Origin of the sequence: Herminiimonas contaminans, from assembly GCF_015645465.1 — a bacterium.
GTDB lineage: Bacteria > Pseudomonadota > Gammaproteobacteria > Burkholderiales > Burkholderiaceae_D > Oxalicibacterium > Oxalicibacterium contaminans.
Window position 1 is genome coordinate 338,398 of sequence record NZ_JADOEL010000001.1, and the last position, 17,606, is coordinate 356,003.

A 17,606-nucleotide genomic window follows, 5' to 3' on the forward strand; every position below is an offset into this window, starting at 1 on the left:
CAACATACTAAGCAGTAACAGTTTGATTTTTTTCTGCTACTGCTTTGGGGAAATTGGTTGTCATTTGGATTTGTTCAGCCAGTGTTTTTGCCAGCGGCTCAAACACAGCACGACGTTGCTCCGTCAATTGATCGCCAGGCTGGCCGTTGACCAGGCTAGTCACCTTGCAACTACCGGATGTACAAGCGCTCAACATGATCTGGCCCAACTGGCCGAGTTCGCTGTGACGCAAAATATATTCGTAGGAAGTCGCAGAGATGGGTTTCCGCTGCGCGGTGACATTCGGTGGTAATTGAAATGACATAATGTGTGCTCCGTTTCAGTCTCTATTCTCGTCGTATTCGCGTTCTTTTCGTATCCCATCGATATGGGATATCGATCAAGATAAGCGCGTATAACGTCGTTTCTCGCTATTGATTATTTTTATGCCGATATGTTTCGGCTGTGATTTGAACCTCATCGCCTGATTACACTCAGACGCATATCGGATACAAACTCAACAGGAAAGTTCATGCGCAAACTCCCGCTCTCCCTCACCTTGCTGATGGCACTCCATATGGGGGCACATGCTGCAGAAAACAAGATGCAAATGAAACCTGGCCTGTGGGAAATGAGTGCAAGCTCGGAATTGCTGAATCTGGTCGAACAAATTCCACCGAATCAAATGCAAAATCTGAGCAATCTGGCAAAACAATATGGTTTTGACATGCCAAAAATTCAAAACGGCGCAGCCACCTCCAAGGTTTGCATCACACCAGAAATGGCAGCACAAAACATTCCACCATCCTTCTATCATCGCCAGTCCGGCTGTGAAGCACGCAATGCCAATCGCGTCGACAATCGCTATAGCGCCGATCTGGTCTGCAACAGCGATCAGGTAAGTGGCCAGGGCAAGGCCGAAGCCACATTGAATACGCCGGAAAGTTTCAGCGGCAAAACCTCGTTCAAAGGTAACGTGCGCGGCGTGGCAGTCGATGAATCAGCCAATACCAGCGGCCGTTGGATCGCTGCAAGCTGTCCTGTCGGCAAGGCTGGCAACTAAACTGTGGGCCTGCAGCTAGTCCAGCGCTGATACAAGTCGTAACAAAGCTTACGGATTTACTCTAGATATGACTGCTGCCTTGGTTTGTAATACAGGCATAGAACAAGGAGCAGACCATGAATAAATTTTTAAGCGCAGGCGCAGGCATATTGGCTACCGCCACCTTGCTGTTTGCAACAGCACCGGCAATGGCACGCGTGGATGTCGACCTGAATATCGGCGTCCCGGTTTACGGCGCGCCCGCACCTGTTTATGTGCAGCCACAGCCTGTATATGTACAACCGCAACCGGTGTACGTGCAGCCCCGTCCGGTTTATGTCCATCCGCGTCCTTACTACGGCGACAGACATTATCGTCACAGGCATTACTACGATCGTCACGATCGCGACCATGACGGCGTACCTAACCGTTATGACCGTCGACCTAACAATCCCTACCGCTATTGATCTGAAGTGATTTGAAGCCGCTCATTATTTAATGAGCGGCATGAGCAGGCTCATGGTGCGGCGGGTAGCGCCGCCGTGCTGCTGCGCAAAGTGTTGCGCCTTTAATCCCATCGCATGTCGTGCTGTATCATCGTCCAGCAGACGTATGGCCTGCTGCCACAGATTGGCAGCATTCGCGACGCGAATCGCACCACCGGCAACGATGGCATTCTCTGCCGCATCGGCAAAGTTGAAGGTATGCGGCCCCACCAGTACTGGTTTGCCGACCGCACTGGCTTCTATCAGATTGTGCCCGCCCAGCGGCAACAAGCTGCCACCGACAAAAGCCAGATCACACGCCGAATAATAGGCAAACATTTCACCCATGCTATCGCCAAGGAAGACGCGCACATCGGCATCCAGCGTTGCACTACCGGCCGTCGAGCGTCTGGCCAACGACAAACCACGCGCCCGCACCATTTGTGCGACATCATCGAAGCGCTGCGGATGGCGCGGCACTATCATCAGCAAGATATCGGGACGGTTCACGGCGAGCAACGCATCAAGGATCAGCGTTTCCTCACCATCGCGCGTATTGGCACAGGCCAGCACTTTGCGCTGACCGAATTGCGCACGCAGCAATGCGCCACGTTGCAGCATTTCCGCTGGCGGCGTCACATCAAATTTAATACTGCCGGTGACATGTACATCGGGCGCACCCAGTTGTTTGACACGCTGGGCATCACTCTCGGTTTGCGCTGCGACGCAAGACATGGCAGCCGCAGCTTCGACAAACAGCGACGGAAACTTCAATGCTTTTTTCAATGAGCGCTCAGACAAGCGAGCATTGACCAAAGCGACTGGCACATCGTAGCGCACACATTGCGCCATCACATTCGGCCACACTTCGGTTTCCATCAGCACACAGATACGCGGCTGGAAAGTGCGCAGGAAACGCCCTACCATCCAGCCGGTGTCATACGGCAAAAAACTTTGTAATACGCGTGGCTGCTTGCCAAATAAATCCTTGCCAGTCGCGCGACCGGTCGGCGTCATATGCGTCAGCAATAATTGATGAGTCGGATAAGCCGCCAGCAAAGCGTCGATCAGCGGTTGTGCCGCACGCGTCTCACCCACCGACACCGCATGCACCCATAGCAAAGGCGTTTTGCCGTCATACCGTACGCCACCATAAAAACCCAGGCGTTCAGCTATATGCAAACGGTAGCCCGGTTCTTTACGCCCGCGTACAAACAGCCGCAACAAGACGAGCGGCAAGGCGAACCACCAGGCTAGGGAATAAATCAGGCGCATAGTATTGCCGGGCAGGGAAAGGGCAGCATCGCTGGCATCAATGAGAAATTAAATCGGTCAGCCGTATTATGCCGTGCAGCCGGAATCTGGTGCAGATTCCGTATGGAGTTCAGACAGGATTTCGTGTTTTTATCAACAGGCGCAACCGGCTTTGCACCGACTGCGCCCGGGATACCGGCTTAGTAGGGCAATACCGCATCCGGCTTGGCCGCCAGGATCACCCGTTTGAATTCAGCCTGGATGTGCTGCAAAGCCGCTTGCGACTCTGCCTCAAAGCGCATCACGATTACCGGCGTGGTGTTCGACGAGCGTGCCAGGCCAAAGCCGTCCGGATACTCAACCCGCAAACCATCGATGGTGATGATCTGATCGGAGCCGGGGAATTGTGCTTCGCGTTGCAGCTTGGCGATCAGCGGGAAGCTTTCGCCCTCTTTCAGCTTCAGTTGCAGTTCCGGTGTGCTAACCGATTGCGGCAAGGCATTCAGGACTGCCGAAGGATTATTTTCGCGGCTCAGCAATTCCAGCATACGTGCACCCGCATACATGCCGTCATCAAAGCCATACCATCTGTCCTTGAAGAATACGTGGCCACTCATTTCACCACCGAGCGGTGCACCGGTTTCACGCATTTTTGCCTTCACCAGCGAATGGCCGGTTTTCCACATCAGCGGCTTGCCGCCACGCTCGGTAATCCACGGCGCGAGGTGACGCGTACATTTCACGTCATACAGGATTTGTTCGCCCGGATGACGGGTCAATACATCCTGTGCAAACAACATCAGTTGACGATCCGGATAAATAATCTGGCCATCCTTGGTTACCAGGCCGAGGCGATCACCGTCACCATCGAAAGCGAGGCCGATTTCAGCATCGGTAGTTTGCAGGCAACGTATCAGGTCTTGCAGGTTTTCCGGATGAGCCGGGTCGGGATGATGGTTAGGGAAAGTACCATCGACTTCGCAGAATAATTCTATGACTTCGCAACCCATCGCGCGATACAGGTCACCGGCAAATGCACCCGCCACACCATTACCACAATCGATAGCGATTTTCATAGGACGCGCCAGTTTGACGTCGCTCACTATCCGGTTTTGGTAGCCATCAGCGATATCGTATGTGCGATAACTGCCTTTGCCTTCTGCGTATTCTTTATTCACGATGGCCTGGTATAAAGCCTGTATGGTGTCGCCGTAAATTGCTTCACCTGCCAACACCATTTTGAAACCATTGTAATCAGGCGGATTGTGGCTGCCAGTGACCATGATGCCGGACTGCGCATCCAGTACGTGAGTGCCGAGATAAAGCATAGGCGTCGCGACTACACCGAGGTCGACTACATCAATGCCGACTTCCTGCATGCCTTCCGCGAGTGCTGCTGCCAGCGCAGGGCCGGACAAACGCCCGTCACGTCCCAGCACCACGACCTGCTCACCCTTGGCGCGTACCGCGCTACCGAAAGCGCGTCCGATATCGCGTGCCACATCGGCATCCAGCGTGGAATCAATAATGCCGCGTATGTCATAGGCTTTGAAAATGCTTTGCGAGAGAGTCAGCATGTTTAGTCGTTATCCTTATCCAGTTTAGTTTTCTGTCGGCGCTGCCGCTTGCGATACCAGCCAACTGCACGCATTTTATAGGATGCGATGCTTAAGCGTTCATTTACTGCCAGCCTGTGGTCATCGTTCCTGCGGTCAACATTTGTTACACGAGCTAGTTCGACACATCACCGGCCCGCTAGTTTCAAACAGATTGCAGCAGGATGGGTATCTTTTGCTGCCCACCAGAAATTCCGTACGGAATCCGCGATAATGTCTGCCATCACGCCTGCTTTTACCGGATATCTGCCTACATGACTACTTACGCCATCGGCGACCTGCAAGGTTGCCAGACGCAATTAAACGACTTGCTGCAAGAAATTGATGCAGTCGCACCACAAGCAAAACTGGTTTTCGTCGGCGATATCGTCAATCGCGGGCCGCGTTCGCTCGCCACCCTGCGCCAGGTACGTGCACTCGGCACACGTGCCCGCATCGTACTCGGCAACCATGATCTCAACCTGCTGGCAGTCGCCTGTGGCCTGCGCAAACCACACGCCAGCGATACGCTGGATGACATCATGGCAGCGGATGACAGGGATGAACTGATTACCTGGTTGCGGCACCAGCCGCTGGCGCTGGAACAGGATGGTCATTTATTTGTGCACGCCGGTGTCTTGCCGCAATGGACTGCGGCGCAGACGGTCGCACTGTCATGCGAAGTGGAAACCGTATTGCAAGGCCCGGACTGGGTCGCCTTCCTGCAAAAAATGTATGGCAACGAGCCTGCGATATGGGATGACCGCCTGCAAGGTGATGATCGTCTGCGTTGCATCGTCAATGCACTGACACGCATACGTTTCTGCCAAGCAGATGGTCGCATGGACTTCAAGGCAGTCGAAGGCCTCGCACACACGCCTGCCGGTTTAATGCCATGGTTTGAAGCGCCGAATCGGCGCAGTGCCGATACGACCGTGGTGTTCGGTCATTGGTCGACGCTGGGATTGATGGTTTCACCAAATGTAATCGGACTGGATACTGGTTGCGTCTGGGGTGGTCAGTTGACAGCCATGAATCTGCAGGACCGCAGCATCATACAAGTCAGGTGTCCGCAACACCAGAAACCCGGGAAGAACTAGGACGCCGCTCCAGGCTGACCGTCATAGCCAAGCTTGCCAGCGATTGCCTGGCGCGCTTTCTGCGACAGGTCACGCCTGTGCTCATGCGTACTGCTTATCGTTGGCAGCAAGGTTAATTGCGCGGTCATCTGGCGTGTCTTCATGATCAGCAACATGCTATCCACAAAGGTCATGTCACCGATGAAATCGGCAGCGCTATGCAAATTGCCTTGCGCATCGACATAGCGCAGCACATACGGCTGCACCGGCACACCCGCTTCTATCGCGGCTTCAAACAGATTCGGATGGAACGGTAGCAAGGTACCTTGCGCAGCTGTCGTACCTTCCGGGAAGAAGGCGATGCGTTCACCAGCGCGTATGCTGGTTACCAGGCCTTCGTAGACGCGACGCACTTCGCGTTGCTTGCCGCGTGCAATAAAGATGGTGCCCGACTTTGCGCACAACCAGCCTAACGCTGGCCAGCTGCGTATATCGGCTTTTGCAACGAAGCGGCAAGGTTGCAGGGAATTGATGACGAAGATATCCAGCCAGGAAATATGATTGGATACGATTAGTGCCTGCGCCGCTGGCCCTGCTTCATTGATGACCTCTACTTCGACATGCAGGATGGCCAGCAAACCAGCCGACCATTTCTTGATACGCCGGTCACGGCCAACGCTGCCGATAAACGGAAAAATGAAAGCACTCGTGCACAAACCCTGCAACAAATGCAGCATTACACGTACAAACGGCAAGGCTATCATGGGTATGCCTTGCCGCTGATGACAGCTATCAAACGATACTGAATCATGCGTGAACCGAAAGTAAGGAGAAACTACGGATCAGCGCTGGAATGCGATATGTCCGGCGACGATAGTAGCCTTCACCTGCCCCGCTACTTCATAGCCTAGGAAAGGTGTGTGCTTGCCCTGGCTGGCCAATACCTTGGACGATACGGTCCAGCGCTCGGCCGGATCAAACACGCAGATATCGGCGACACTACCGGTAGCCAGCTGACCGGATTGCAAACCGACTATGCGCGCTGCATCGGTCGTGACCTTGGCAATGGCACGCGACAACTGCTGCTTGCCATCGACACAGTCCTCCGCCCATTTCAAAGCCAACGACAAGAGCAACTCAAGACCAGTTGCACCCGGTGACGCTTCACCAAACGGCAATAATTTTTCATCATCGTCGACTGGCGTGTGATCCGAACAGATTGCATCGATGGTGCCATCCAGCAAAGCATTGCGGATCGCATCGCGATCGCGCTGGCTACGCAACGGCGGTGTCAGGCGTGCATTCGAATCGAAGAAACCGATATCGTTTTCTGTCAGGTGAATATGGTGTGCACCGACGTCACAGCTGATCGGCAAACCTTCTTTTTTCGCAGCACGCACCAACTCAAGACCAGCAGCGGTAGACATGCGGCACAGATGCACGCGGGCACCGGTGACGCGCACCAGTTCCAGGATGGTGTGCAAGGCGACGGTTTCTGCCATCACTGGCACGCCGGACAAGCCCAGGCGTGAAGCAACCGGTCCGCTATGCGCGACACCGGTGCGGCCCAGATGCGGGTCCTGCGGACGCAACCAGACCGTGTATTCAAATGTCTTTGCGTACTGCATCGCACGCAACAGGACGGTGGTATCGAGGATAGGATTATCGGCTTGCGAGAAACCGATGCAACCGGCTTCAGCCAGCTCTGCCATTTCAGTCAGCGACTCGCCTTTCAAGCCAGCGGTCAAGGCACCGAGTGGGTACACGTGTGCCTGGTTCAGCGACTTGGCGCGATGCTTGAGCATCTCGACCAGGCCCGGTTCATCCAGCACAGGCTCAGTATCCGGCGGACATACCAGGCTAGTAACGCCGCCCTGCACTGCTGCCTGCATTTCCGATTCCAGTGTCGCCTTGTGCTCATAACCAGGCTCGCGCAAGCGTGCGCTCAGGTCGACCAGGCCAGGTGCGACGACCAGGCCGGTCGCATCAATCACCTTGCTGGCGACAAAGCCTTCCGGCGCGCTGCCGATACCGGCGATTTTCCCTGCTGCTATGAAGACGTCCTGTTGTGCATCGATGCCGTTGGCCGGATCGATCAGATGGCCGTTCTTGATATGAATTTTCATCTCTTAATTTCCCGCCAAAATACTCATCACGGCCATACGTACCGCGATACCGAAAGTCACCTGCGGCAAGATCACGGCTTGCGTACCGTCGGCCACTGCCGATTCGATTTCCACACCACGATTCATCGGGCCCGGGTGCATGACGATGGCATCAGGTTTGGCCAATGCCAGGCGTTCTGTCGTCAGGCCGTAGCTCTTGAAGAATTCCTGCGCGGATGGCAGCAAGGCACCGCTCATGCGCTCATTCTGCAAGCGCAGCATGATGATGACGTCGACGTCTTTCAAACCCTTGTTGATGTCGGTGAAGACACGCACGCCCATTTGCTCGAGGCCGCTAGGCAGCAAGGTACGCGGACCGATGGCGCGGATTTCCGGTACCCCCAGCGTCGTCAGCGCGTGGATATCCGAACGCGCGACACGGCTGTGCAGGATGTCGCCGACAATCGCAACGGTCAGGTTGCTGAAGTCTTTCTTGTAGTGCCGGATCGTGTACATATCCAGCAAACCCTGGGTCGGGTGCGCATGGCGACCATCACCTGCGTTCACGACGTGCACATGCGATTGCGAGGTGTCGCTCAGATGTTTGGCGATCAGGTAAGGCGCGCCCGATTGTGCATGGCGTACCACGAACATGTCGGCATGCATGGCTGACAGGTTATCGATGGTATCGAGCAGGGATTCGCCCTTGCTCGAGCTCGATGCCTGGATGTTCAGGTTGATCACATCGGCCGACAAACGCTTGGAAGCGATTTCGAAAGTGGTACGGGTGCGCGTCGAGTTTTCAAAGAACAGATTGAAAACACTTTTACCGCGCATCAGCGGCACCTTCTTCACCTCGCGGTCACCGATGCTGACAAAGGACGATGCGGTGTCCAGTATGTGCAGGATGTTAGCCTTGGGCAGGCCTTCGATAGTGAGCAAATGTTGCAGCTCACCGTTTTTGTTCAGTTGCGGATTAAACATGATCCACCGTCAGGGAAAAGCGGCCGTCATCGGCCCGTTGAAGTACCAGCGATTGCTGGCCGGGAATAGAAATCGTTTTTGCGACAAAGTCAGCTGCCACCGGCAACTCACGACCACCACGATCAGCCAGTGCGGCGAGCATGATGCGGGCCGGACGGCCGTAATCAAATAACTCATTGATCGCAGCGCGCGTGGTGCGGCCGGTGTAGAGCACATCATCCACCAACAGGATGGTCGCACCATCGACATCGAATGGAATCTGCGTTGGCTTCACGTCCGGGCGCAAACCTTTTTCTGAAAAATCGTCGCGATAAAAAGAAACATCGATAAAACCCAGGCGCTCGGTCAGCTGCAATTCCTTGGCCAGACGTTCTGCCAGCCAGGCGCCGCCCGAATGGATGCCGACTATCGCCACATTTTCAGCTTGTGCGAGACCGGTTTTCACTTGTTGCGCCAGTACCGTGTACAGGGCTTCAGCGTCGAGCGCGTGATCAGGATTCGGATTGGGTATAGTCATCGAAGTATTGTTGCAAGATGATTGCGGCAGCCTGATCATCGATCAGTTCACCACGTTGATGAGAAATCACTGCGGATGAATAACGCTCATCCACCAGCACCGTTGCCACGTTAAAACGTCCATGCAGCTGATTGGCGAAACGCCGGCAGCGCACCGTCATTTCATGCTCTTCCCCATCCGGGTGGCGCGGCAAGCCTACTACGCATACGCTCGGCTGCCACTCCTGCACCAGTCCGGCGATGGCCGCGAATTTCGCGTCATTCGTCGCCTCGCTGATGATCGTCAAGGGTTGTGCCTGTTTAATTAATGTATTGCCGACCGCAACGCCTATGCGCTTCAGGCCAAAGTCGAAACCCAGTACGGTTTCCACTAGCGCGCTACCCCGTCACGCATGCCCGGCCTCGCCACTCAGCATCATCGGGTCTATGCCCAGCAATTTGATCGCAGCGACAAAGCGCTGCTCCAGCGGCAGGTCAAACAATACGGCCGGGTCGGCGCGTACCGTGAGCCAGCCATTGCGGGTAATTTCATCTTCCAGCTGACCGGCACCCCAGCCAGCGCAGCCGAGACTGACCAGCATGCGCTGCGGACCGGAGCCGAGCGCGACTGCCGCCAGGATATCCTTGGAGGTGGTCAGCGAAATATCTTCCGTTACCGGCAAAGTCGACGTAAAGTCGCCGCGCGGTGCATGCAGCACAAAGCCGCGATCCGACTGTACCGGACCACCGTACAGGACCGGAGCCTTGTCCAGCGCCGACAGCTCAGGGGCGATTTCCAGCGTCAAATCGATACGATTGAGCAAGACATCGACCGTCATATCAGTCGCTTTATTGATAATCACACCCAGTGCACCGTTGGCGTTATGCTCACACAGGTACACTACGGTTCCACCAAATACCGGATCAAGCATGGATGGCATGGCAATCAGGAAATGATCGGCCAGGTTCAGCGATTCGCGGGGTGGAGTATCGGGTGCTGCGGAAAAATCGAGGGATTCCCAAGGTGAATCGGGATGTTCGGAGGATTTGCTAGTCTTACGTTGCTTCGGCATGGCGGTATTTTAGCAGTTTTAGCCGAAATCTAGCTCCCCAACCGCGGTCCGGATCGATTTTGCCCATATTTTTCATGTTTTTTGTTCAACCCTGAATTTTCAGACCTCCCGCCCATGCTGCTATTTGATAAATCCCTGGTCTGGTTCCGCCGCGACTTGCGCAGCTTTGACCATGCCGCCCTGCACCATGCGCTGACTTTGAGCGGCCAGGTCTACTGCGCCTTCATTTTTGACCGCAACATACTGGATGATCTGCCCAAATATGACCGCCGCGTCGAATTCATCCGTGCCAGTCTGTTGGAATTGGATACGGCGCTACGCGAACTCGGTGGCGGCCTGATCGTACGCCATGTCCACGCAGAACAGGCGATCCCCGAGCTGGCAGCCGAACTCGGCGTGGATGCCGTCTTTTGCAACCATGATTATGAACCGCAGGCCATCGCACGTGATGCGGCAGTGGCCGCCACCCTGAAGAAAGCCGGGCGCGAGTTCCGCAGCTATAAAGACCAGGTCATTTTTGAAAAAGATGAAGTCTTGTCGCTGGCAGGCAAACCGTTCTCGGTATTCACGCCGTACAAGAATGCCTGGCTGAAAAAACTGCAAACCGAACTGGCACCAGCCGAACTGTCTGCGTACGAAGTCGACGCACTCAATGCACACTTCGCACCCTTGCCACCCGCAATGCCTGCCATCCCGACACTGGGCGAACTCGGCTTTGAAAAAACCAACCTGGGTGAACTGCAGATCCCGACCGGTATGCAGGGTGGCCAGGACTTGCTGGACGACTTTGCCGAACGCATGCGCAACTATGACAGCACGCGTGACTTCCCGGCCGTCAAAGGGCCGTCTTACCTGTCGGTACACCTGCGCTTCGGTACGGTATCGATACGCGGACTGGTCAGGCGTGCGCTGGACGCCATCCGCATGGGTGCAGGCGGCAGCGGTGCCGCAGTCTGGCTATCCGAACTGGTCTGGCGCGACTTTTATTTCATGATCCTGTACCAGCATCCACATGTGTGCGAGAGTGCCTTCAAACCAGACTATGACGCCATCGTCTGGGAAAGCGGGCCGCATGCAGAAGAAATATTCCGGGCCTGGTGCGATGGTCGTACCGGTTATCCGCTGGTGGATGCGGCGATGGCGCAACTGAACCAGACCGGCTATATGCATAACCGCCTGCGCATGGTGACCGCCTCCTTCCTGATCAAGGACCTGGGCATAGACTGGCGCTGGGGTGAGCGTTACTTTGCCGAGAAGCTGAATGACTTCGACTTGTCGGCCAACAATGGCGGCTGGCAATGGGCCTCATCGTCTGGCTGTGATGCACAGCCTTACTTCCGCATTTTCAATCCGCTGACGCAGTCGGAAAAATTCGATCCGGACGGCAAATTCATACGCCGCTACCTGCCGCAACTGGCCAAGCTATCGGGCAAGCATATCCATGCACCGTGGCGCGTACCGGCGATGGAATTGCAAAAGGCGGGCGTCACGCTCGGACAGAACTATCCGCATCCCTTACTGCAACACGACGAGGCACGCGCACGTACTTTGCAGCGCTACGCAGTCGTGAAAAAGGTCACAGGAGACGACTAACCATAAAAAAATCCCGCACCTGAATGCGGGATTTTTTTGTGAAGAACGATTACTTAATTCAGGGTCGCTGCCTTAGCCACGAAACCGGCGATCAACTCCAGCAAGGCATCTTCCTGATACGGCTTACCGAGGTACTCATTTACACCCAGTTCCATCGCGTAGTTGCGATGCTTGCTGGCGGTGCGTGAGGTAATCATGATGATAGGAATATTACGTGTGCGTTCATCGTCACGTATATTGCGCGTCAAATCGAAACCGTCCATGCGCGGCATTTCGATATCGACCAGCATCACATCCGGCGTCACAGATTGCAAATGCTGCAAGGCATCGACACCATCTTTTGCCAGCACCACCTGATAGCCTTCACGTGTCAACAAACGTTGGGTGACACGACGCACGGTCAGGGAATCATCAACCACCATCACGATAGATTGCGTACGCAAGCCTTGTACCGGTTCAGCGCCGCGCACATTCGAATCAGCCATCTCCGCGATCGCACCCATGCCATCAGGAGCATCCGATGGTGTCAGGCGCGGTGCACGAATATTGTCCAGCGCTGCGCGTTGTGCCAGTGGCACCGGATTCAGGATCAGCACGATCTCACCCGAACCCAACACTGTCGCACCGGCGATCCCTATCATGCGTGACAATTGCGGGCCTATGTTCTTGACCACCACCTCACGGTTGCCGAGGATTTCATCGACGTGCAAGGCGACGCGTTCATTGCCGCTCTTCAAAATCAGCAACGGTGAATACTGCTGCGTCACCGGCGCCACCTGCTGGTCGCCCAGCAAGCTGGACAGATAATGCATAGGCACGCGTTGCGACTGCCACATGACTGCGCCTTCGTTATACGCGGCGGCCAGCGGCCCCGTTTTCAATTGCTGCACTTGTTCGACCAGCACCGATGGCACTGCATAAGTCTTGCCGCCAGTAGACAGCAACACCACTTGCGTAACGGCCAGTGTCAGTGGCAAATGGATGGTGAACTGTGCACCCTTGCCCGCTTCCGATGCAATCGCAACGCGACCACCGAGCGAGGCGGCTTCCGAACGCACCACGTCCATACCAATGCCGCGACCAGCCAGCTCGGTGATTTCTTCTGCAGTGGAGAAGCCCGGATGGAAAATCAAATCGGTGACTTCGGCATCGGACAAATCCATATCGTTCGTCAGCAAACCACTGTTCAGTGCCTTGTTACGGATGTTATTCAGATTCAAACCCTGACCATCGTCAGAGAAATGGATCACAACTTCATTACCTTCCTGACGGATTTCTATGCGCAGCTCGCCGGTTTCATTCTTGCCTGCCGCCTGGCGTTGTTCGCGTGACTCGATACCGTGCACGATCGCATTCCGCAGCAAGTGCTCAAACGGACCGGCCATTTTTTCCAGCACGCCGCGGTCGATCTCGACCGCACTACCGCGGATATCCAGGTTGATACGTTTGTCTGTTTCTTTGGCAGCCTGGCGCGTGACGCGGAACAGGCGCTCAGAGATGCTGGCAAACTGCACCATACGCACACGCATCAAATCCTGCTGCAAATCGCGTGTCAAACGTGCCTGCGTAGACAAGTCAGTGGTGGCGCTATCGATGGTGCGACTCAGGTTCTGTTGCACCGAACCGACGTCATTCACACTCTCCGCCATCATGCGTGTGAGTTCCTGCAAGCGCGTGAAGCGGTCGAACTCGAGCGGATCGAATTCACGGTCGGCCGAGATACCCATGCGCGACGTAATCTGCGATTCCGCCTGCATTTCAATTTCGCGCAGTTGTTCACGCAAACGCACCACGTTTTCCGACAACTCGCCCATGGACTGCCGCAAGCTGCCAACCTCGTTTTCCAGCTTGGAACGCGAGATCGATACTTCACCCGCCTGATTGACCAGGCGATCCAGAATGTCGGCGCGCACCCGCACCAAAGGCGCGGCAGTTGTCGCAGCCAGCGCAGCAGCATCCGGCACAATAGGTGCAAGACGATGCGGCGGTACCGGCATCGCGCTATGAATTTGTGGCAACTCTGCTTTTGGCGTAACCGTCGTCGCTGCTGCGGCAGCTGGTGCTGCAGTTTTGCTTTGGCTTTGCAATTGCTCGAACAGATAGAGACCCTGGTCGTAGCGCGCCAGCAAATCTTCGAGGGCTGCATGCGATGGATGACCGGCATGCGTAATGTTTTCGATCCGGGTTTCCATCTCGTGCATATGCTGACCCAGCGACATCGCACCAGCCATACGCGCACTGCCTTTAACCGTATGCAGCAAACGCGACAAGGATTGTGGCAACAAGGAATTACCCAGATCCTGTTGCCAGGCGCGCAGCGCCTGCCCCATCTGCGGCAGCATATCGCGGCCCTCTTCTATAAATACCGGCAACAAATCGGCATCGATTTCATCGCGGATCAGCAGCGCAGGATCATTTAACTCTTCATCCAGCTGCGGATAAACCGGTTCGGCAAACGGCGCTGGTTGCTGACTATCGGCTTGTACTTGCGGCGCTGCTTCTGCAACTGGCGCGACAAATACTTGCTCGTTAAGCTCAGGATAATCCGGCAATGGCGCGGCTGTTTCCGGCTCTGCATATTCTGTTTCATCAGGCGCAGCGAAGCCGTTACGCAAACCCGAACGCGCTTCGAAATCTTCCGGCATGCTTTGCAGAATAGCGACCTGATCCGGTTCTGCATCCGGCATTTCGCCGAGCGCAAACATTTGCAGCATGAAACGTATGCGACCAACCGCATGCTCCAGCGCATCGTATTCAGAGATCAGCAATTTCACCGGTTTGCGTGCCAGGTATTGCAGCACTGTTTCCAGCGCATAGGCAATTTCCTGCAGCGGCTTGAAGCCGACGGTAGCGGAACTACCAGCCAGCGAATGCGCCGCGTGCACGACTTGGGTATTCACCTGGCGATCAGGTTCGTGCCGCCATTCACCTATATCTTGCGACAGGAAACGCACCAGCTCATCGGTTTCTGCCAGATAGATATTGTGCAGCGGCAGGCTGATTTCCAGATCGCCTATGTACTTGATGTTGTCATCTGTTTTCAGCGGCGTAGGCTTGTTCGGGAAATCAATGACATCGGCTATCTGCAGATGATCAAATTCACCCGCTGCCTGCGTCTTCTTGGTTTCCGCCGCTATCGCTTCAGGTGCAGCATCGAATTGACGGAATTGCGCCAATTCTTCGTCACTTAATTCCAGTTCTTCCGCTTCCGTGACTGCAGGCGCTTCTTCCGTGTTGAACTCAAGTGCAGTATCTGCTTCTGCTACCTTGCCATCCTCAGCTTCGGCAACTACGTCTGCTACTGCAGGGGCAGCTTCATGCGCGGCTTCCTCTGCAGTTTCGTAATAGAAGCCTGCATTATTTTTCACGCGTTCCGCTGCATTGATCAGTGCCAGACCCTGACGATCAGAGCGGCCTTGTGTCAGCAAATCCTGAACCCAGGCATCCAGTTCCTGTGTCGCCCGATCCAGCAAAGCATACAAATCAGGATCGCCACCACGAGTTTCAGACAAGCGCAGATTCAAGACTTGCTCCACACTCCATGCGGTTTCGCCGAAAGCCAGCAAACCGACCATACGGCCACTGCCTTTGAGTGTATGGAAGGACCGACGCAGCGTGGTCAGGTATTCCTGGTTATGCGGTGCATTGCGCGATTCCGGCATGGTTTGCCTGACGCAATCCAGCACTTCGACCGCTTCCGACAAAAAGATTTCGAGCAATTCTGCATCGATCGCCTCATCGCTGACTGGCGTCGCACGCGGTACTTCTTCATCGACTTGCGCGACTGTCTTGACCGGTGCCGCGGCGGCCAGTGCGACGTCTTCCATCGCATCCTGCGAAGCCACGAAAGCCGGATGCTCCAGCATATCGATCACGGCACGCGCCCTGTCATTGGCTTCCGGATTGTCGACCAGCGTCGCATCCAGGCGCACCTGTTCCAGCGATTCGCGCAGCTGCTCCTGCAACAAGGAGTTATCAGGCTCGGCCAGCAAGGACATCGCCAGTTCTTCCGATTGCTTCTGGTGGTAAGCGAGTTCAGCCTCAACCGTAGGCAAATCAGGTGCATCGAACGCACGATCTGCTGGCACCGGTGTGCCTTCGTCCGGTATCGGCATCAGCGCAACATCCAGCGCACTCTCATCCGGCTGATTCTTTTCCGTCAGGCGGGCATGGAACACGCCCAGCTTTTGATCAAAGGAAAAGCGATTCTTCACACCGTCCGGATGCAGTTGCAAAGTCTCGATAAAGAAACTCAGCGCACCGACGTTTTGCGCGACCTGCTCAAATTCCTGTACATAAGGCTCGTCTTCCGCTTCGATGAAGCGACGTACTGCCGCTTGCGTATGCTGGACTGCCAGCACTGCATCATCCTGCTCCAGTACGGCCAGTGCACCGCTGATCTGATGCAGTATGGTGTCGATATCAGCCAGACCGCTACGTTGCGTCGTGTCGCGGAAGTATTCGTCAAGCAGTTTCTCTACCTGACGCAAACTGGATTGCATTTCTGTCGCCAGCGCCCCCATGGTCTGGCGCTCTTGCGCTTCACGCGACATGTCATCCAGCCACGATGCCGATACACTCAGTTGCTCGCCCGCTACTGCCGACAACAAACGTGCAGTCAATGCATCAGCACGTTCGGCGAAGTCTTCAGACAAGTGGCCGATTTGCTGCAGGGCGTTTTCCACAAACAGCAGGCTGGTCGCGATTTCCAGGCTCAGGTTATCGCCCGGCTGGGTATGCGCCGCATGACGGGCAATGCCGCCCAGCTCACGCAACAACTTGGCCAGCGCTGGTGCATTCAGACGTGCGCCAGCTTCTGCCAGGCCGCCCATTTCTTTTTCAAAAGCCGTGGCAACACTGGCATCGCCGCTTGCGATGCGATTCCAGAAATTCTTGGCTTGCATCAGGCGCTCTTTCGCCTGTGTCAACGCCTGTGCATCAATCTGGCCGTAACGCTTCTTCTCATAATCAGGCGGGACCACGCCGTCGAGCTGATAAGCGGCGCGGATTTGCTGTACCACCGGCGATGGTTGCTCAACTTTCGCGATGAAGAACAAGGCATCACGCAACAATCTTTCCGTGATGCTGGATGAACCCTCACTCAGACGGCGCATCTGCAGATTGATACGTGCAAACAATTGTTTGACGTAGAGTTCGTTCGGTACTTGTCCGCCTGCGACCGCTTCGGCAAAGCCTCGCATGACCCACCAGAAGCTGCGTCCCTGCTGCGTATTCTGTGCCTGCTCGACACGCAGGACGATGTCGCGCATCGCCTGCGCACTGGCGATGGCCGAACCATCAGGCGCATTCTTCAGGAACATCAACAGGCCGCGCTCAAAGCGTTTGCGCAGCGCTACATAATCATCGTGCGACAGCTTGACACTGGCTGATGGCAGCTGTGGTCGTATCGCCAGGTTGGGGAAAAACAGATCGGCTGGATGAATGCGTTCCGCACCGCGTACTTGCAACAATGCGCGGTAGTATGGGAATAAGCGCACCGGCTGGTGCGGCACACCTGCCAACAACTCTTCCAGGTACTCGAGCAAAGCCTGGTAAGCATGCGTGATCGCATGCACGCAGCCTTCATCCAGCTGCAACTGACCGGACTCTACGCGATCGAGCAAATCTTCTACTGTTTCGGTAATGATGACGACGCCATCAACATCCACCATTTGCAAAGCACCATGTGCCTGATGCAAATATGCCTTGGCATGACGCAAGGTGGTCGAGCTGGTTTCGGCATCTTGCATCAATGCTTCGCCCAGCGCGATTTTTGAACGCGTCAGCGCTCCGCTGATTTCACCGATCACCCATGACAAGGGGCCGGTATCGAAGTGTGCCCCGCTGCCTTGCGACAATGGGGAGGTAGGGGTATTCATGACTGCCTCGCGGTGCGTAGGTGATCAACCTATATTGGTCGAT

14 protein-coding genes are annotated in these 17,606 nt (G+C 55.4%); 4 read left to right on the plus strand and 10 right to left on the minus strand.

Annotated features, from left to right (window positions below; genetic code table 11):
* Positions 1-7: 7 nt before the first annotated feature.
* Positions 8-304, minus strand: coding sequence for a hypothetical protein (locus tag IXC47_RS01500; protein WP_195874500.1), 297 nt, complete (start codon positions 302-304; stop codon positions 8-10).
* Positions 305-511: 207 nt separating this feature from the next.
* On the opposite strand from IXC47_RS01500, the gene IXC47_RS01505 reads away from it, so the two are divergent.
* Together IXC47_RS01505 and IXC47_RS01510 are read left to right on the plus strand one after the other, a co-directional pair.
* Positions 512-1,042, plus strand: a complete 531-nt coding sequence (locus IXC47_RS01505) for a DUF3617 domain-containing protein (RefSeq protein WP_195874501.1) — start codon at positions 512-514, stop codon at positions 1,040-1,042.
* Positions 1,043-1,158: 116 nt separating this feature from the next.
* Positions 1,159-1,488: a hypothetical protein gene (locus IXC47_RS01510; protein ID WP_195874502.1), complete on the plus strand. Its 330-nt coding sequence runs from the start codon at positions 1,159-1,161 to the stop codon at positions 1,486-1,488.
* A gap of 24 nt (positions 1,489-1,512) precedes the next feature.
* Here the strand turns inward: IXC47_RS01510 and waaA are convergent, their stop codons facing one another.
* Both waaA and IXC47_RS01520 read right to left on the minus strand, forming a co-directional pair.
* Entirely contained in the window at positions 1,513-2,781 is a 1,269-nt protein-coding gene (gene waaA, locus IXC47_RS01515) for a lipid IV(A) 3-deoxy-D-manno-octulosonic acid transferase (protein WP_195874503.1), read from the minus strand.
* A gap of 179 nt (positions 2,782-2,960) precedes the next feature.
* Complete coding sequence (locus tag IXC47_RS01520) at positions 2,961-4,337, minus strand: phosphomannomutase/phosphoglucomutase (RefSeq protein WP_175624993.1); 1,377 nt, start codon at positions 4,335-4,337, stop codon at positions 2,961-2,963.
* 293 nt (positions 4,338-4,630) lie between these two features.
* On the opposite strand from IXC47_RS01520, the gene IXC47_RS01525 reads away from it, so the two are divergent.
* Positions 4,631-5,455: a symmetrical bis(5'-nucleosyl)-tetraphosphatase gene (locus IXC47_RS01525; protein ID WP_195874504.1), complete on the plus strand. Its 825-nt coding sequence runs from the start codon at positions 4,631-4,633 to the stop codon at positions 5,453-5,455.
* Here IXC47_RS01525 and IXC47_RS01530 read toward each other — a convergent pair.
* From IXC47_RS01530 to IXC47_RS01555, 6 genes are all read right to left on the minus strand, one after another.
* Positions 5,452-6,198, minus strand: a complete 747-nt coding sequence (locus IXC47_RS01530) for a lysophospholipid acyltransferase family protein (RefSeq protein WP_195874505.1) — start codon at positions 6,196-6,198, stop codon at positions 5,452-5,454. The two genes, IXC47_RS01525 and IXC47_RS01530, sit on opposite strands and share 4 nt — an antisense overlap.
* Before the next feature lie 78 nt (positions 6,199-6,276).
* Positions 6,277-7,560 (minus strand): dihydroorotase, encoded by a 1,284-nt coding sequence (locus tag IXC47_RS01535; RefSeq protein WP_195874506.1) that lies wholly within the window; start codon positions 7,558-7,560, stop codon positions 6,277-6,279.
* A 3-nt stretch (positions 7,561-7,563) separates the two neighbouring features.
* The gene (locus tag IXC47_RS01540; protein ID WP_012080796.1) at positions 7,564-8,523 is read right to left on the minus strand and encodes an aspartate carbamoyltransferase catalytic subunit; all 960 of its coding nucleotides are present in this window, start codon (positions 8,521-8,523) and stop codon (positions 7,564-7,566) included.
* A complete protein-coding gene (pyrR, locus tag IXC47_RS01545) occupies positions 8,516-9,040 on the minus strand; it encodes a bifunctional pyr operon transcriptional regulator/uracil phosphoribosyltransferase PyrR (protein ID WP_195874507.1) in 525 nt (174 codons plus the stop codon). Before pyrR ends, IXC47_RS01540 begins: the two co-directional genes overlap by 8 nt.
* Positions 9,015-9,410: a Holliday junction resolvase RuvX gene (ruvX, locus tag IXC47_RS01550; RefSeq protein ID WP_175624988.1), complete on the minus strand. Its 396-nt coding sequence runs from the start codon at positions 9,408-9,410 to the stop codon at positions 9,015-9,017. The genes pyrR and ruvX overlap by 26 nt, the downstream gene beginning before the upstream one ends.
* Positions 9,411-9,425: 15 nt before the next feature.
* Entirely contained in the window at positions 9,426-10,091 is a 666-nt protein-coding gene (locus IXC47_RS01555) for a YqgE/AlgH family protein (protein WP_175624987.1), read from the minus strand.
* A gap of 114 nt (positions 10,092-10,205) precedes the next feature.
* Here IXC47_RS01555 and IXC47_RS01560 point away from each other — a divergent pair, with 114 nt between their 5' ends.
* Positions 10,206-11,684: a cryptochrome/photolyase family protein gene (locus IXC47_RS01560; protein WP_195874508.1), complete on the plus strand. Its 1,479-nt coding sequence runs from the start codon at positions 10,206-10,208 to the stop codon at positions 11,682-11,684.
* A 53-nt stretch (positions 11,685-11,737) separates the two neighbouring features.
* Here IXC47_RS01560 and IXC47_RS01565 read toward each other — a convergent pair whose 3' ends face one another.
* Positions 11,738-17,563 carry a hybrid sensor histidine kinase/response regulator gene (locus tag IXC47_RS01565; protein ID WP_195874509.1) on the minus strand — a complete coding sequence of 1,942 codons (5,826 nt, stop codon included), beginning with the start codon at positions 17,561-17,563 and terminating at the stop codon, positions 11,738-11,740.
* Between the last annotated feature and the right edge of the window lie 43 nt (positions 17,564-17,606).

Coding starts and splice junctions, on each gene's coding strand:
- IXC47_RS01520 (WP_175624993.1), bottom strand. CDS start 4,337: ATGCTGACTCTCTCGCAAAGCATTTTCAAAGCCTATGACATACGCGGC.
- IXC47_RS01505 (WP_195874501.1), top strand. CDS start 512: ATGCGCAAACTCCCGCTCTCCCTCACCTTGCTGATGGCACTCCATATG.
- IXC47_RS01510 (WP_195874502.1), top strand. CDS start 1,159: ATGAATAAATTTTTAAGCGCAGGCGCAGGCATATTGGCTACCGCCACC.
- pyrR (WP_195874507.1), bottom strand. CDS start 9,040: ATGACTATACCCAATCCGAATCCTGATCACGCGCTCGACGCTGAAGCC.
- IXC47_RS01560 (WP_195874508.1), top strand. CDS start 10,206: ATGCTGCTATTTGATAAATCCCTGGTCTGGTTCCGCCGCGACTTGCGC.
- IXC47_RS01525 (WP_195874504.1), top strand. CDS start 4,631: ATGACTACTTACGCCATCGGCGACCTGCAAGGTTGCCAGACGCAATTA.
- IXC47_RS01555 (WP_175624987.1), bottom strand. CDS start 10,091: ATGCCGAAGCAACGTAAGACTAGCAAATCCTCCGAACATCCCGATTCA.
- IXC47_RS01530 (WP_195874505.1), bottom strand. CDS start 6,198: ATGATAGCCTTGCCGTTTGTACGTGTAATGCTGCATTTGTTGCAGGGT.
- IXC47_RS01540 (WP_012080796.1), bottom strand. CDS start 8,523: ATGTTTAATCCGCAACTGAACAAAAACGGTGAGCTGCAACATTTGCTC.
- waaA (WP_195874503.1), bottom strand. CDS start 2,781: ATGCGCCTGATTTATTCCCTAGCCTGGTGGTTCGCCTTGCCGCTCGTC.
- IXC47_RS01535 (WP_195874506.1), bottom strand. CDS start 7,560: ATGAAAATTCATATCAAGAACGGCCATCTGATCGATCCGGCCAACGGC.
- IXC47_RS01565 (WP_195874509.1), bottom strand. CDS start 17,563: ATGAATACCCCTACCTCCCCATTGTCGCAAGGCAGCGGGGCACACTTC.
- IXC47_RS01500 (WP_195874500.1), bottom strand. CDS start 304: ATGTCATTTCAATTACCACCGAATGTCACCGCGCAGCGGAAACCCATC.